The organism is Pseudoalteromonas sp. APC 3224, from assembly GCF_030407535.1.
In the GTDB taxonomy this organism is placed as follows: domain Bacteria; phylum Pseudomonadota; class Gammaproteobacteria; order Enterobacterales; family Alteromonadaceae; genus Pseudoalteromonas.
Map to the genome: position 1 here is coordinate 16,285 of NZ_JASDDF010000044.1, position 17,026 is coordinate 33,310.

The window sequence follows — 17,026 nt, forward strand, 5'->3', positions numbered from 1 at the left end:
GAAGTATGAATATGGAAAATAACAAAAAAGACATGCTAAACAAGTTAAATCAATTGTCGCCTGCGCAGCGCCAGGCGTTATTGAGCAAGGTTAAGCGTCAAAAGGAAAATCAACAAGATGAGTTAGATGCGCAAGCGTTATTCTCGCAAGCGTCAACGATTACCGAATTATTTGAGAAAGCTGCTGAGACGTACCCAGAAAAAACAGCTTTAGTTTTGGGTGACGAACAAGTCAGTTTTGACGAGCTAAATAGACGGGCCAACCAGCTTGCACATTTTATAAAGCAACAGGCGCTACCGCCAGAGAGCTTAATTGGCTTAATGTGTGACCGTTCCATCGAGCTGATAGTCGCCATTTTAGCGATCCTAAAAGCTGGCGCTGCCTATGTTCCTCTCGATCCTAACAACCCCAAAAGTCGTCTGTTATATATTGCTCGAGATAGCCAATTAAAGCTAATTTTAACGCAAGAAGGCGTATCTGACATTTTGGCCGATGATAACAAAGAGTATGAGCTTGTTAGCCTGAACCTGCCTCAGGTCAAAGAGCAGTTAGCTTCGCTACCAGAGCAAAACATAAGTGTTCCCCCTTCCGAGAGTCGCAATACTGGAAGCTCCCTTGCTTATATTATTTACACATCCGGTTCTACCGGCCAGCCAAAAGGGGTAATGGTTGAGCACAATAATGTAGTGCGTTTATTTAATTCCTGTAATGCCCATTACCAGTTTAGTGAGCAAGATGTGTGGGTTCTGTTTCATTCATACGCTTTTGATTTCTCGGTGTGGGAAATTTTTGGTGCGCTGTTATATGGGGGGACGCTCGTCATTGCCACTCAAGAGGCATGTCGTTCACCAGAGCAAATACAAGACTTACTGATACAAAATAAGGTGACAGTATTAAATCAAACCCCCACAGCTTTTTATAACCTGATGCCTTATTTTATCAAGGGTATAGCGGCTAATAGACTGCGTTATATTATTTTTGGTGGAGAAGCGCTAGAACCGAGCAAGCTAACACCAATGTTTGATTGCTTTGCGGATAACCCTGCACTTAAAGCACCCGAAATAATTAACATGTATGGCATCACAGAAATAACGGTTCATGCAAGTTATTATCGCGTTACACCTGACGATTGTAATAAGCGCTCAAGCCCGGTTGGCAAGCTGTTAAATGATCTTAAGGGCTTTGTATTTAACCAGTCTTTACAAGCCGTGCCTGACCTGGTTGCTGGTGAATTATATATTTCAGGCGCAGGGGTGACACGAGGCTACCTGCACAGAAACGAGTTAACAGCAGAGCGATTTGTGCAGCACCCCACTCAGCCGGGCTTAAGGCTGTATCGCACAGGTGACCTGGTAAAACGTATGCCAGGTAGTGAGTATCATTATGTAGGACGGACAGACCAACAGGTTAAAATTAGGGGCTTTCGAATTGAGTTAGGGGAAATTGAGTCAGCGCTTACCCAATTGCGAGGTATTTCAGCGGCAGTGGTTAACCCATTTGAAAACGCAGACGGGGATAAAAACCTTGCAGCATATTTAGTGCCACCTAACAAGACGAGCGATAAGCAGCATGACATTGATGAGATTGTTCAGCACCTGAATAAAACATTGCCTCACTATATGATCCCGGTCACATTTCAATATTTGGATGCACTGCCTTTAAACCAAAATGGTAAAGTTGAACGTAGTGCTTTACCAAAACCTGAGCAGGTTCAAGTTGCTCAGAAGGAATACGAGGCACCATCTTCCAAAGCGGAAAAAGCGATCGCTGATGCTTGGCATAGTGTACTTGATATTGAGCAGGTTGGTATTCACGACCACTTTTTTGACTTAGGTGGGGACTCGATCAAGTCGTTAGCCGTAGTGAGTAAAGTGCGTGAATCAGGACTGGGGATCAATGTAGCTGACTTATTCGCTTACCCTGTGCTGGAGTCCTTAGCCGCTTGTATTCAAAAGCAAGTGCCGCAAGCCTCTTCGAAAATAATGGAGCCTTTTTCACTCTGCCCCGACAGCGATAAAACAAAGCTACCTCCGAATGTTATCAATGCCTACCCAATTTCTAAACTCCAAGAAGGGATGATTTTCCATTATGACAGCCAAGTTAGCTCAGGCAGCGTTGAAACGAAAGGCTTGTACCATAACGTCTCCCGGATCAGTTTAGATACTTCGATTGATATTGCCGCATTTAAAACAGCACTTGCTCGTTTGGTATCACGACATGACATTTTGCGTACCAGCTTTCATATGCAGGGCTTCAGTATCCCATTGCAACTTGTGCACCAGCAAATTGAATTACCGCTGAGTTACACCGACTTGAGTATGTTTGATACAAAAGAGCAACAGGAGCTTTTAGACCTAGCCTATACCCAAGCACTTACCAAGCGACTTAATGTTGAATTGGCTCCTTTGTTTAGCGTGCATGTACACCGTTTGTCTAGCCAAAAATCTGAAATGACCTGGGTGGAGCATCATGCATTGCTGGATGGCTGGAGCGTGGAGATCTTATTTAAGGAGCTATCTGAGCTTTATCAGGCCGAACTGGAAAAGCGTGAAGCACAATTAGCTGATACACCCCAATATGTAAACTTTATCGCAGCGGAGCAAGAGGCAATTGCTAACAGCGCTAACACCCAGTTTTGGCGTGACTATTTGCAAGACGCTGAGTTTGCATCTTTGCCTGCACCTGACCAAGTAAGTAAAAATAAACGTACCAGCATTACCCATTCATTTGATGAGGCATTGACAAGTGCGTTAGAACAGTTGGCAAAACAACTAAAAGTGTCCTTAAAGTCAGTGGCGCTCGCAGCCCACATGCATGTACTGAAAACCTTTACAGGCGAAGATGACTTGATTACAGGCCTGAGCCTTCATGGTCGGCCTGAACTAGAGAATAGTAGTCAAAGCCTAGGCTTATTTGTAAGCGTTTTGCCCTTTAGGTTAAAAGTGGAGCAGGAAAGTTGGCAGCAGCTTATCACGGCGGTGAGCCAAGGGGAGCAAAGAATTTGGCAGCAAAGGCACTTCCCATTGAGCCGTATCCTGGAAGCCTCAAACCAAACAGCGTTATTTAATTATTCTTTTAACTTTTTGGACTTTACAACGGTTGCCCACGACTCAAGCCAACACTTAAACAAGGTTCAAGCAGTTAAAGCACATACGGCAAACGAATTTAAACTCTCAGTTAACTTCAACCGAGCAGAGGACAAGTGTCTGCAAATTGGCATGACATGGGATCAGAGTGCGTTTTCGGATGGGCAAATAGAGCAGCTGCTTCAGTATTATGAAACCACGCTACGTGTAATGACTTTGACGCCTGAAACCGCTTTATACGCTCTCAGTCAGGAAGATGAAACCAAGCTCTTGGCGTTTAACAGTAAGCCATCACTAGACCTAGGAAGTCATTCAGTTTGTGAAGTGTTTAAGCAGCACGCGGCGCAAGTGCCTGACAAGTTGGCAGTTCGCTTTGCTGAAACTCAGCTGACCTACAGGCAGCTGGAAGATAAAAGTAATCAATTTGCAAACTATTTAACCCAGCAAGGCGTGTTACTAGGCAATAGGGTTGCTTTAGTTACTTCACGCTCTTTGGACATGATTATTGCAATATTAGGCATTATTAAAACGGGGGCCTGTTATGTACCCATTGACGTTAGGTACCCAGTACCTCGTATTAAGCAAATGTTACAAACCAGTGACGCTAACTACATGCTCTACGAGGCTGGCTTTGCTGATGACTTAGCAATTGATAAAGCAAACAGTAGCGAGTTAAGTAATGCGATTGCAAAAGCGGGCCTACTTTCAGGTGAATATGCCAGTAAAGACAGTACTTCGAGCTTATTGAATATCATCTTTACGTCGGGCTCTACAGGTGTGCCTAAAGGCGTTGAGGTTACCCAAAATGGGCTGCTCAGGCTACTGAAGAACCAGTCTGTCCGTCAACTACCAAAGAATGACATGGTCATGTTGCATTTATCTGCATTAGCATTTGATGCCGCAACGGAGGAGATCTGGCTTCCTCTGTTAAGTGGGGGAGAGCTCGTTATCTACCCTGAACAGCACATTGACTTGAACAAGCTTAACCAGGTAATAAAAGCAAATAATATAAACACCGCATTTCTAACCGCCGCATTGTTTGAAAGGTGGGTTGAGCAGTTACCTTACGGTAAAACAGGGTTAAGCTACCTGACAGTAGGTGGGGACGTATTAAACCCAGTTTCAGCAAGCCGACTTTACCAAAAAGACCCCACCATTAAGCTATTTAATGGTTATGGACCAACTGAAAATACGGTTTTTAGTACGTTTTTTCATGTTCCGGAGTCGGTTGATAGCCGGTACGCTATTTCACTTGGAACACCGCTGGATAATACTTTTGCCTATGTATTGGATAAGGAGCAGCGTTTACTACCTGTGGGTGCGCCTGGTGAGTTGTATTTGGCGGGTGATGGGCTGGCTAATGGCTATTATGAGAACCAAGCTCAAACAGATGACAAGTTTATTGAGCTTCAACTTCGGGCGGGGGAAGAAAAGCCTAAGCTATATAAAACAGGCGATCAGGTTTTCTGGAATCAGTCGGGTAAGCTCAACATGCTTGGCCGGATTGATAATCAAATAAAGTTACGAGGCTTTAGGATTGAACCAGGCGAATTAGAACGTGTACTTGAAAGTCACCCGGATGTTAACCACGCCGCTGCGATCTTGCATTACGACGAGCAAGGTAAAAAGTTAATTGCCTTTGTTTCTGGTGGCTTGCCTACAGAAATAGGTGAAACCAACTTCCTTATGAAGAAGTTTCTAAAAGCACGCTTACCCCATTACCTAGTCCCTTCTTTGGTTATAGGTATTGAAGACATCCCCCTTACAGTAAACGGAAAAGTTGATCGTAATGCGCTAAAAGAATATTCAATAACTTCAGCATTGAATGCGATACCAGCAACAGAATTAGTCACACCTTCTACTGAAACAGAAGAGAAGTTACTGTCTATCTGGATTAATGAAATTAAGAGCCAGTCAATTGGTGTGGAGTGTAACTTCTTTGACTTAGGAGGGGATTCACTCAGCGCCACGCGGCTTGTAAGTGTCATTAATCAGGAACTCAATATCAGCCTTGCTCTTAACCAGGTCTTTGAACATCAAACGATAAAAGAGTTGGCGCAATATATAGACGTTAATTTCCGTAACACTACCGAAGCGATGGAATCTCTCGTTTTTTAAATTAAATATACTGGCGCTTACATTGCTAACTGGACATTTTTAATGCGGCGAAGTCCCAACATTTAAAGGGTAACAACATGATAATAAAAGGGTTAAAGCGATACTGGAAACTATTGCCTTTATTTATAATTGGCAGCATAACCAGTGCTGTGAGTTCATTATGGCTTATTTCAGCAATACAAAATGAGGTAAAGCTTGCTGGTGAAAGCGTTGATAACCTCCAACGCCTTTCTTTTTATGTCTTAGGTGCCATAGCCGTAATGGTGGGGGGGTTCATTGCTCAACAAAGTGTCACCATATTTAGCACAAATACAGTGAGAAGTTTACGAAAAACACTTTCCTCACACCTGTTAGCGATGCGGTATAGCGAGTTGGAAAAGTTAGGTCCCCATAAGCTTCAGGCAACATTGTCTACGGACGTCAACCGACTGTCCTCTGCGATGCTGATCTTTCCTGCATTATGTTTCAATAGCATCTTGGTTATTTTGTGCTTTGGGTATCTGGCCTATTTATCCTGGCAATCATTTTTAATTCTAATCAGCGTAATAGGCTTAGGTTTATTAGTCACAAACTTAATCATGTCCCGTGCGACAGGTTTTTTCAATCACATACGAGATCAAGAAGATGGCTTGTATAAAAGCTATCGTGGCCTGACTGAGGGAGCAAAAGAGCTCAATTTAAACCCTTCAGGAAAGCAATACTTCCTTGAGAACGAAATTAACCCGACCATTAATGATATTCGTGCTCTCGAAATTAAAGGGCAGACACTCTTTAATATCAGCAACAACTGGACAAACATAATTATCTTTCTTGCGTTAGGGGGGGTTGTATTCTCATCAGCTATTTTTAATCACTTACCACTGGATATCATGGTGGCTTACGTATTTGTAACCATCTACCTTATTGGCCCGTTAGGTATGATGATCAGTTCTGTTGAAGAGTGCGTTAGAGGCGTCGTGGCCTATAAAAAGATATTGTCTCTTGGTATTGACTTGTCATCAGATAACGATCCCCAATTGGTCTCTGAAACATGCGACGCAACACAGCAAAACTGGTCTAAGCTGGCTGTGAAGGAATGTAGCTTTCACTATGAAACCGATAATCTAGACGACACCCAATTTGTTGTTGGCCCTTTAAACTTTAGTGTTGAACGAGGAGAAGTGTTATTTGTTATTGGTGGTAATGGTAGTGGCAAGTCGACGTTTGCTAAGCTTGTTACCCAGCTCTACCAACCGCAGCAGGGTAAACTGGAGCTTATAACTAGCACTGCGAGTGATACTTCTCAGAAACAGTTACGTGTTGCCGCAATTTTTTCTGACTTCTTTTTGTTTGACTGGTTTGTTGATCAGCACGGCAACCCAGCCGAAAAAAGTGTCGTTGATAATTACTTAAAGCGCCTTTCACTAGATACAAAAGTGACATACAAAGAGGGACGCATTTCAACGACCGAACTCTCCTCTGGCCAACGAAAGCGTCTTGCGTTAATTCAAGCCTTGATACTAGACCCTGATATTTACCTATTTGATGAGTGGGCCGCAGATCAGGATAGCTATTTTAGGGAGTTCTTTTATCGAGAGTTGTTACCTGAATTAAAGCAACTAGGAAAAACCGTCATTGCCATTAGCCATGATGACTTATTTTTCGACGCCGCTGATCGCATCATTAAATTTGATCAAGGCCATATACAAGAAACACTTTCTAACTCTCCTGTAAATCCAAAGACAATTGAACCACTTATTCAAAGGGAGGCGTAATGAAAAAAATAAAACTAAACGCACTCGACCAATCTCCTATTTTTACGGGTCAAACTGCCGTTACATCGATCAACCGTTCAATTGCCTTGGCAAAACAAGTAGAGGAAATGGGCTTTCATCGATATTGGTTAGCAGAGCACCATAACCAGAAAGGGTTTGCCAGTGCTAGCCCTGAACTTATGGCCGCTAAAATAGGCGCTGAGACTTCTACAATTCGGGTTGGAACAGCAGGCATCCTTGTTGGCCATTATGCCCCTTTAAAAGTTGCAGAAACGGCTAAAATGTTATCAACCCTTTGTGAGGGGCGCTTTGACTTGGGGGTTGGCCGATCTCCCGGTGCGGTACATGGCGCACTCCAAGCATTGGGTGAGCATGAGTTTAGTCCTTCCATTATTAATGCAAAGCAGGATGAAGTTTATGCTTACCTTAACGATGAAAAAACCGTTTACGCATCTCCTGAAGGAGCGCCTCAGCTTGAATGTTGGGTACTAGGCGCAGGTCCTGGTTCGGCACTGTATGCGGCAGAAAGGGGGATTAGTTATGCTTATGCGTCCTTTGCAAACCCGAAATTGGCGAAACAATCGATTCAGGCTTACAGGGAAAGCTTCAAACCTTCCGCATTTTTAAAGGCTCCAGCTGTTAACTTGGCCGTTGCAGCATATTGCGCCGATACAGAGGACAAGGCGAAACGCATGAGTCTAAGTTCTGTCGCCTGGAGTATGCTTGCCGAGAAAGGGGGTCACAATATCCCATTCCCATCCATGGCAGAAAGTGAAAAGTTGATTGAGGTATCAAAAGATCCTGAAGTTGAGTCGAAAATGAATGACACCTTGATTGTTGGCAACCAGTCGCAAGTGAGTGAAAAGCTAACCCAGCTGATTGAGGAGCTTGAGCTGGATGAGCTAACGCTATTAACTGTTACCGAAACTGCTGAAGATTTACTAAAGCACTATCAATTGATCGCTGAAGGTCTGGCAATATGACCACACTTAATTACCTTAATTTAATCACAGTTTTTAAAACGGATATTTTGTAGTATGAATTTTCAAGCATTAGTTAATTTTTTAAATGATAAAAAAGTGGCACTTGAAGTAGCCGATGATCAGCTAAAGGTACATGCAGCAAAGGGGTGCATTACCCAAGGCGTGGCAAATGCCATTACAGAACATAAAGCCCAATTATTGGAACACGTTAAATCGAGTACGATGCAAAATCAGATGATACGTGTCACCAAAGAAGAGAAGGCCAGCGGTGTTCCACTTTCATTTGCGCAACAAAGGTTATGGTTCATTAACAAGCTAAAAGGATCTAATACGAGTTATCACGTTCAAGGCGGCTTTAAGCTGGTTGGCCCTTTAAATGTTGAAGCATTAACTCATGCTTTTAAAACGGTTATCGAGCGTCATGAAAGCCTAAGAACCGTTTTTATTGAGCGTGATGGGGAGCCTTTACAAGTCGTAAAGGAGTCATTTAATTTTGCGTTGAACATTAAAGAGATGGCGTCCTCTAAGAGTGAGATTAATGGGGAGCTTCTGGACGAGGCAACTAAGCCATTTAATCTCACAGAAGACCTAATGTTGCGGGTCTTGCTAATAAAACAATCTGAAAACGAAAGTTTACTATTGTTCACAATTCATCATATTGCCACAGATGGTTGGTCTGTCAGTGTCATGCTGCAAGAGCTAAATTCGCTTTACCGTGCGTACAACAATAATCAGATAAATCCTCTACCTGAACTTGCATTTCAATATGTAGACTTTGCCAATTGGCAACGTAACTCCATTAAAGTTGAAGCATTGGATAAGCAGCAAGCATACTGGAAGGACGCCATGGCTGATGCGCCCGAAGTCCATAGCTTACCGTTAGACTACCCTCGTCCTTCTCGGCTATCCCAAGATGGCGCCTTGTACCAGCATTCTCTGAATGGCAAGCTAACGACTGCGATCAAGGACTTATGCCAGTCTCAGCAATGTACCTTGTTTATGTTATTGCAAGGCGCCTTTGCACTGTTGCTAAACCGTTGGAGTAACGAAAAAGATATTGTGATGGGGACGCCCGTCGCCAATCGCACCCAAGCTGAGTTTTTCCCCCTCATTGGTTTTTTTGTCAATACCCTTGTACTACGTACAAAGCTAACAGGAAACCCAAGTTTTATAGAATATATTCAGCAAGTTAAGGTGAATTTATTAGATGCTTATGCCAATCAGGATGTGCCTTTTGATACCCTTGTTGAAATACTGAACCCAGCGCGAAGCGAGAGTTTAACCCCCCTTTTTCAGATCATGTTTTCTTTGCAAAACAACCAAATACCCGACTTTGATTTTGATGGCTTAACATTTACACCGCTTACTGAAAACATGCGCATAGCTAAATTTGATATCACCTTGAATATTGAAGATAAGGGCGGGCGGTTAAATTGTGACTGGGAGTACAACCCTAAGTTGTTTTCAAGTTCGACTATAGGTGCATTGGCGAGTGCTTTTGAGGTGCTGTTAAGCCATATCACCGTGTCGCCAGAGAGCCCTGTCTTGTCACTACCACTTGTTTCAGTTGCGCAGCGGCAACATATGCAGCAAGAGGCAAGAGCAGATCGTCAAACGGCAATTGACCCAAGCTTAAGTATAATTGGGACATTTGAATCATTTGCCCGTAAGTCTCCGGATGCGCCTGCAATCACCTCTGAACAGGGCGCTTTAAGCTATGCTGAACTAAACGCTAAAGCTAACCAGCTGGCACACTACCTCATTCAACAGGGAGTTGAGCCAGGCGAGTTGGTTGGCGTCAGTTTTACTCGTTGCCCTGATCTCATTGTTTCAATATTAGCGATTTTAAAGGTAGGTGCTGCATATGTACCATTTGACCCCAACTATCCTGAAACACGCTTAACCTATATGTTAAAAGACTCAGGGGTAAAGGTTGTACTTTCGCAACAAGCGATTGCAAATAAGCTTCCACTGAGCAGCAACCAACAGCTATGTATTTGTGTCGATGATATTCAGGTGTTGATGGCGTTACTTGCTGAACCTGTTACTGATCTAAACATCACTGAGATTAACTCACAGAGGGTGGCTTATATTAACTATACCTCTGGTTCGACGGGGCAGCCTAAGGGCGTAATGGTTACCCAGTTGGGGGTATTGCGCCTAGTGCTTGACGCCGGTTACGTTGCACTCAATGAACATACCAAGATGCTTCAAGTTTCCTCTATCAGCTTTGATGCGACAACATTTGAGGTATGGGGGGCGCTGTTAAATGGCGGGCAATTAATCCTCTACCCGTCAGACTATATCGATATCCAAATACTAAATAAGCTTATCTTACAACGTAAGGTCAACACCGTGTGGCTTACCTCAGGCCTATTTGAGCAATGGGCGAGTGCATTAGATGAATCATCTGATTCCGCAGAACAGGGTTGGGCAGATTTACGGGTGCTTTTTGGCGGTGACGTGACTTCGCCGTATGCAATTCAAAAGGTGCTTAAAGCCTTGCCAGGAATGCAGGTTATTAATGGTTATGGCCCAACAGAAAATACCACATTTACCACTTGCCATACAGTGAGTAGTGATTTTGAACCCATCAATATTTTACCTATTGGAAAGCCGATAAATGGTGTTGAGTTATGGGTTTTATCTTCCGACTTGCAAATCTTGCCAGATGGCGCAATTGGTGAGTTATGCATTGGTGGTGCAGGGCTCGCTAAGGGCTACCTCAATTCTGTCGACATTGAGCAGCAAAAGTTTATCCAACACCCATTTGATGATGAGCCAAATGCGCGCCTCTATCGCTCTGGGGATCTCGTTCGAAAGTTACCTGATGGTAATTTTGTCTTTGTATCCCGTGCCGACAATCAAGTAAAACTAAGAGGCTTTCGCATTGAGTTAGGTGAAATTGAAGCTTGCCTGTCTGCACACCCTGATGTCGCTGAGGCACTTGTTATGATTAGAGAGGATGCGCCTAGTGATAGACGATTGGTTGCTTACGTCACGACTAATGGTGCAATGATCCAGCAAGTAGATACCGAGCTAGAAATACGGTTAAAATCCCATGTTAAGGGCAAGCTACCTGATTTTATGTTGCCGGCTGCCTTTGTCATCGTGGATAAGTTCTCCCTTAACAACAATGGTAAAATTGACCGCTCCACCTTACCGACTCCGACTTATGCCAATGAATCAATTGAGTATGTCGCACCGGAAACGCCAACGGAAGAGAAGCTAACACAACTTTGGCAAAGCGTGTTGCAGTTAGATGCTCCAGTAAGTGTAATTGGTAACTTTTTCCACCTGGGTGGCCACTCCTTATTAGCAACCAAGTTACTTGCTCAGATCAGTCAGGAGTTTAATGTTGAGCTGCCGGTATCCACTTTATTCAATACCGAAAACTTGCGCCAGTTTGCAGTTGAGGTTGACCTAGCAACAACACTCAGTAAGGAAGATGGCAGCAACCCTGAGTTAATAGCAAACGCTCAACAAGTGCCCGCTAGTGAACGTGAGGAGTTTGAACTATGAGCTTACTTCCGTTTCTGGTCGAAGCCCAAGAGCTGGATATAATTATCTCATTACAAGATGACAAGTTATCAGTAAATGCGGCTAAGGGAGCGTTGACCGATGACATCAAACAAAAGCTACAGAAAAACAAGGATGACATTAAGATACTGTATGAAAACCTGAAAATCAGCACCAATAAGGATATTGCTCCCCCTTCATTTGCACAGCAGCGTTTATGGGTGCTTGACCAAATGGCAGGGGAAAGCTTGCAATACCATATTCCAATGACCATGGTTTTTAATGGTTCACTGAATGTGGCTGCAATGCAGTATGCTTTTAATAAAATTGTGCAACGCCATGAAAGTTTGCGAACTGTATTTATAAAAGATGCAGATCAGGTTTATCAGGTTGTTCGCAAGTACCAACCGTTTCAGTTACCTGTGATTGATATTCAAGATGCAGCCAACAAAAAAGGCGAGTTGGACAGGCTAATTTCTGAGGAATCGCAAAAGCCGTTTAATCTAAGTCAGGATCTTATGTTGCGCCTTTTCTTAGTTCAGGAAGAAGCTGAGCGGTTTGTTTTGTTGGGCAGTATGCATCACATTAATACTGATGGCTGGTCAATGAACATTATTGTTCAAGAGTTAGAGACTTATTATTGCGCTTACCTGGATAAACAGGATGACTCACTTCCAGCGCTAGGTCTTCAGTATGCAGACTATGCTCGATGGCAACGCAACTACTTAAAAGATGACGTATTGGAAAACCACCTGAGTTATTGGAAAAACAAGCTACAGGCTGCTCCAAAGCTTCATGCATTGCCTTTAGATCATACCCGTCCGCAGCAAATTTCAAGCCGAGGCGCTACGCTTAGGCAGCATATTGGCGCTGACATAAAGCATGGATTAGAGGCATTAGCACATTCCCAAAATGCCACTCTATTCATGGTTGTGCATGCAGCATTTAGTTACTTCTTATCACGTTACAGTGGTGAAAATGATATTGTTATTGGTACGCCAATCGCAAATAGGGAAAAAGCACAGTTAGCGCCGTTAGTCGGCTTTTTTGTTAACACATTGCCGCTGCGCTTAACATTTTCAGGAGAGCAAAGTTTCGGCGATTTAATCGAAGCCAGCAAGCAAACCATTTTAGATGCGCATGCTCACCAGCAGCTGTCATTTGATAAGATAATCGATGAATTACAAATAGAGCGTAGTATGAGTTACGCGCCTTTATGCCAAGTGATGCTGTCTTTCCAGGATTGGGGAAGAGGTAATCGTGATGATATGGAAATTAACTTCCCTGATGTCACGTTAGGTCACCTGGAGCATCAGTCTGAGTTTTCCCAGTTTGAATTAACCTTAACAGCACTTCCTGTTATAGATGGCTTTGTGATGGAGTGGGAGTTTTCAACTGACTTATTCCAGCCAGATACCATTACTAAAATGATGAATGGATTTGAAATCTTGCTTCAAAACGCGATAACCTCGCCCTTATACCCTGTAAATCGCTTACCACTACTTTCGTTTGAACAACTCGACCAATCGATTAAGCAAGTACTAGGGCTATCAAATGAGCAACTTAAAGCCCCTTTTACAGATGAACTTTGTATACATGAAGCTTTTGAGCAACAAGTAGCTAAACACCCAGACAAGATTGCAGTGGTCTTTGACAGCCTCACGCTTACTTACAATGAATTGAACCAACAAGCCAATGCACTCGCCCACCATTTACGTGAACAGGGAGTTGGTCCGGAGTCCCATGTGGGCATTTTCCTGGAACGTTCTCAATTCATGGTTGTGGGTATTTTAGGTACATTAAAGTCAGGTGCGGCGTATGTTCCACTTGATATCAGCTTTCCAGTAGAGCGCCTTAACGCTTTTTTAGATGAAACAAAAATAAATAACCTCGTTACCGAAAAAGCATTCGTCGAAACTATTAATTCCCTGAGGTGCGATCTCCACCTAATAGATATTGGTGCGTTAACAGCTGAGGCCGGTACAAGGGCTTATGATAACATTGCGCGAAAAGATATCGGCTTAACGGCTAAAAGTCTTGCCTATATCGTATTTACTTCCGGTTCCACAGGTAAACCCAAAGGGGTAATGGTTGAGCACCGTTCAATGATGGTACGCCTACACGGGTGGGATCAAGCCTTCTCACTGTATAAACAACCTCCTTGCGTTATACAAATGGCTGGGATCACTGTAGATATCTGCTTAGGTGATATGGTGAAGTCATTATTAACAGGTGGCAAGCTTGTTGTATCGAGCACAGAAACACTGCTCACACCTGAGGAGCTAGTAGCTTTGATGCAAGAAGAGCAGGTCAGTTTCGGCGACTTTGTGCCAGCGGTTCTTAGAATGATGACAGAGTACTTACTGAGTAAAATGGAAACATTGAGTGCCTTACGTTACATACTGGTTGGCTCCGAAAGTTGGTACGGGAAAGACCTTAGAAACTTAAAAAAGGTGGTTTCTCGTGATGCCCGCTGCATGAATATTTATGGCCAAACAGAATCAATTATTGATGTGAGCTATGCTGATGTAACAGAAAAGGATATAGCCGAGGACACAGTTATTCCAATAGGTAATGCACTTGCTTACACGTCCTTATATATCCTTAATAGCGAAAGCCAGTTGCAGCCAGCAGGGGTTGCAGGTGAACTGCACATCGGTGGGGAAGGCCTTGCCCGTGGGTATTTAAATCAGCCTAAACTGACTGATGAAAAATTTATCGCTAACCCATTTACTAGGAGCGGGAGACTTTATAAGACGGGGGATCAGGCTCGTTGGTTAAGTGACGGTACACTAGAGTTTTTAGGCCGAGTAGATCATCAAGTGAAGATACGCGGCTTTCGCATAGAGTTACCCGAAATTGAAGCTGAATTAAACAAACACCCAAGTGTCAAACAAGCCTTAATATTAGTTAAGGAATTAGCACTTGGGGATAAAAAGCTGGTGGCTTATCTACAAAAATCAGGCCATAAGCAACTTACTGATGCAGCGTTTATCAAGGCAGTAAGGAACGACTTAAAAACCAGGTTACCGCAGTATATGCTGCCATCGGCATTTGTTGTATTAAGGCACTTCCCAATAACGGTTACAGGTAAAGTTGACAGGCAAGCTTTACCTGAGCCGGAATACAGTATTGAACAAGACTATGTGTCACCTACCAATGAACTAGAGGTGCAACTTTGCCAGATATGGCAAATCGTATTGAAAGAGTCGGCTATTGGCATTACAGATAATTTCTTTAGTGTGGGGGGGGACTCAATTTTGGCGGTGCGCCTTGTTGCACTTGCCAAAGAAAAGGGAATACTTTTTAGCGTAAAGGACTTACTTACAAATCAAACGGTTGCGGAGCTCGCGATGGCGATAAGGAGCGACAGCGTTGATTGTCAGAACATAGCTACGCGAGTTGCCTCATTTGCGTTGCTCAATGGCAAAACAAAAGAGGCTATAGACACAAAAGCCTACGAGGATGCTTATCCACTTTCTTATCTACAAAAGGCATTTATAGATCACAGTCAATTGCATGGAAGCTATCACGATATCATGTCAGAAAAAATGAATGCGCCTTGGGATGAGAAGTTATTCCGGGCTGCTTGGCAGGATATGGTTGAGCAATACGCTATACTGCGAACGGTATTTGACTTTACAAATGAAGAACCTGTGCAGTGTGTGTTACGCGACTACAAAGGGACGATCCAAGTCGTTAATTGGCAAGGTCGAACATTCGAGTCAATAGAAGATGATTATGCTGCCTGGTTTAAAGTTGAGTCACAAAGCCAATTTGATACCAGTATCCCGTTGTGGCGGATGACGGTACATATCTATGGCGATAACGAATTTGCATTCACCTTTGCCAATCACCATGCCATTTTAGATGGGTGGAGTGCGTCCATGTTGTTGCCTGAGTTTATACAGCGCTATCAGGACTATGCGGATGGAAATCAGGTTCAGCTTCAGTTTGAAACTTTGAAGTTTAATACGTACATTGCAGCCGAAATGCAAGCTTTACAAAACAACGAGTCCTATGCCTTTTGGCAAAACCACCTTGCTAAAGCTGAGTTACCTACTTGGACAGGAAAAACGGCGAAGGACATCTACAGGATCAGCAATGACCTGTCTATTTTACATGACCAACTTGAAAATACGGCAGCCTCAATGGGGGTGTCGCCACGAAGTATTGTTCTTGCTGCTCATATGTGGGTACTGGCAAAGGTTAACGGTACCGACAAAATTACCAGCTCTATCGTTCGCCATGGCCGGCTAGAGGTTGATGGCGGCGATACAGCGATTGGTCTGTTTCTGAACCCTCTGCCTTTGGCGTTAGATATAAACAGAAATAGTTGGCGTGAACTGGTTAACTTAGTCGACCTCCTACAAAAAGACAGTTGGGAGCATAGGCAATATCCGGTGGCACAATTACAGCAAGCGTTAATGCTCGATTTTTCAGGTTGCCTGTTTAATTATGTGGACTTTCAAGTAAACCACAGCAAAGACAATGATGGTGCTGCTAATGGAAACAATACTTCTAGCTATATCTGGGAATGTGTTTATATGCACCGCCGGCAGCATGGCGAACTAGGACTTAGGCTGAGCTTTGATAACCGTGTATTTGACCACGTTGCACGTGAGCAGATCTTGAGTTATTACAACGCTGCGTTACAAGCGATTTTAAGTTCACCCGATTTGATGCCAAGTACAGGGGGATTATCGAACCTTGAATTCAAGTAATAAGTGCAATTTTTTATACAGTCATTAGTTTTGTTGACTGTTCCATAAACAATTCATAAGGGGTTTTATACCCCCTCGCTTTCTTGTGCAATGATTAAGTTTATCAAGACTTAATTGCTCCGTGTTTACCAGAGACTCAATAACTTGCGAAATTAGAACTATGAAATAATCAAATAGCTATACATCAGAATTTCGTGAACATGCAATTAGGTTTGTCCTATGCTCAGCGTCAAGGATATTAACCACTTCATTCATTAACCGGTTACGTATCTGTTCATCTTCAAGTAGGCGCTTGATTTTTTGAGCGGGGCTTTCTTTAACTATAGGTGATTGAGTCCAATCCATCTTAACGTGTTTTCTTAACCAAATAAGCATAGTTGAATTACCTTGTAGGCCATAATTTTTTTAGGCTTGTTTATAAGTTACATATCCTTTTTCTACAGCGGGGACAACTTGTAATTTAAAGCCTCATAAATAATTTCATTGTGTTAGTTGGATCGGTGTATTACTAGACTTGGCCATAATAAATCCTAAATGTGTTTACACATTTCACGACGAGACGACTATTTAGTAAAAGCCTAGTGATTTTAAATGTTTTTTTAGTGTTTGGCATAGATAGTGAGCGAACAGTCACTTATTTCAAGTTTTCTTCAAAAAAGGGTTGATCTGTTTTCGGATCTCCCTATAATGCTGCCCAACTCAGACGGCAGAGCGCAACGCATAGCGAGGCACGAGCTACTCAGTGAGTCGAGTAAAACTTAGTTTTGAAAACTTTTAAGTTTAACAAAATTAAGTGTTGACAAAAAAATAGGAAAGCGTAATATGCGCAGCCCTAGCGAGAT

5 protein-coding genes and 1 pseudogene are annotated in these 17,026 nt (G+C 43.0%); 5 read left to right on the forward strand and 1 reads right to left on the reverse strand.

The features are described from left to right. The first annotated feature begins 11 nt into the window (after positions 1 to 11). From QL989_RS17255 to QL989_RS17275, 5 genes are all read left to right on the forward strand, one after another. On the forward strand, positions 12 to 5,204 hold the full coding sequence (locus QL989_RS17255) for a non-ribosomal peptide synthetase (RefSeq protein ID WP_290171378.1): 5,193 nt from the start codon (positions 12 to 14) through the stop codon (positions 5,202 to 5,204). 77 nt (positions 5,205 to 5,281) lie between these two features. Continuing rightward, positions 5,282 to 6,958 carry a cyclic peptide export ABC transporter gene (locus QL989_RS17260; protein WP_290171380.1) on the forward strand — a complete coding sequence of 559 codons (1,677 nt, stop codon included), beginning with the start codon at positions 5,282 to 5,284 and terminating at the stop codon, positions 6,956 to 6,958. Then, on the forward strand, positions 6,958 to 7,941 hold the full coding sequence (locus tag QL989_RS17265) for an MsnO8 family LLM class oxidoreductase (protein WP_290171381.1): 984 nt from the start codon (positions 6,958 to 6,960) through the stop codon (positions 7,939 to 7,941). The genes QL989_RS17260 and QL989_RS17265 overlap by 1 nt, the downstream gene beginning before the upstream one ends. Positions 7,942 to 7,995: 54 nt before the next feature. Beyond that, entirely contained in the window at positions 7,996 to 11,463 is a 3,468-nt protein-coding gene (locus QL989_RS17270; protein WP_290171383.1) for an amino acid adenylation domain-containing protein, read from the forward strand. Next, positions 11,460 to 16,184: a non-ribosomal peptide synthetase gene (locus QL989_RS17275; RefSeq protein WP_290171385.1), complete on the forward strand. Its 4,725-nt coding sequence runs from the start codon at positions 11,460 to 11,462 to the stop codon at positions 16,182 to 16,184. The genes QL989_RS17270 and QL989_RS17275 overlap by 4 nt, the downstream gene beginning before the upstream one ends. 219 nt (positions 16,185 to 16,403) lie before the next feature. Here QL989_RS17275 and QL989_RS17280 read toward each other — a convergent pair. Then, positions 16,404 to 16,706: pseudogene (locus QL989_RS17280) on the reverse strand (IS3 family transposase); the annotation flags it as partial. Between the last annotated feature and the right edge of the window lie 320 nt (positions 16,707 to 17,026).

What these genes read in the sequence shown, in the direction of transcription:
- QL989_RS17265 (WP_290171381.1), top strand. Translation starts at nt 6,958, where the DNA reads ATGAAAAAAATAAAACTAAACGCACTCGACCAATCTCCTATTTTTACG.
- QL989_RS17275 (WP_290171385.1), top strand. Translation starts at nt 11,460, where the DNA reads ATGAGCTTACTTCCGTTTCTGGTCGAAGCCCAAGAGCTGGATATAATT.
- QL989_RS17270 (WP_290171383.1), top strand. Translation starts at nt 7,996, where the DNA reads ATGAATTTTCAAGCATTAGTTAATTTTTTAAATGATAAAAAAGTGGCA.
- QL989_RS17255 (WP_290171378.1), top strand. Translation starts at nt 12, where the DNA reads ATGGAAAATAACAAAAAAGACATGCTAAACAAGTTAAATCAATTGTCG.
- QL989_RS17260 (WP_290171380.1), top strand. Translation starts at nt 5,282, where the DNA reads ATGATAATAAAAGGGTTAAAGCGATACTGGAAACTATTGCCTTTATTT.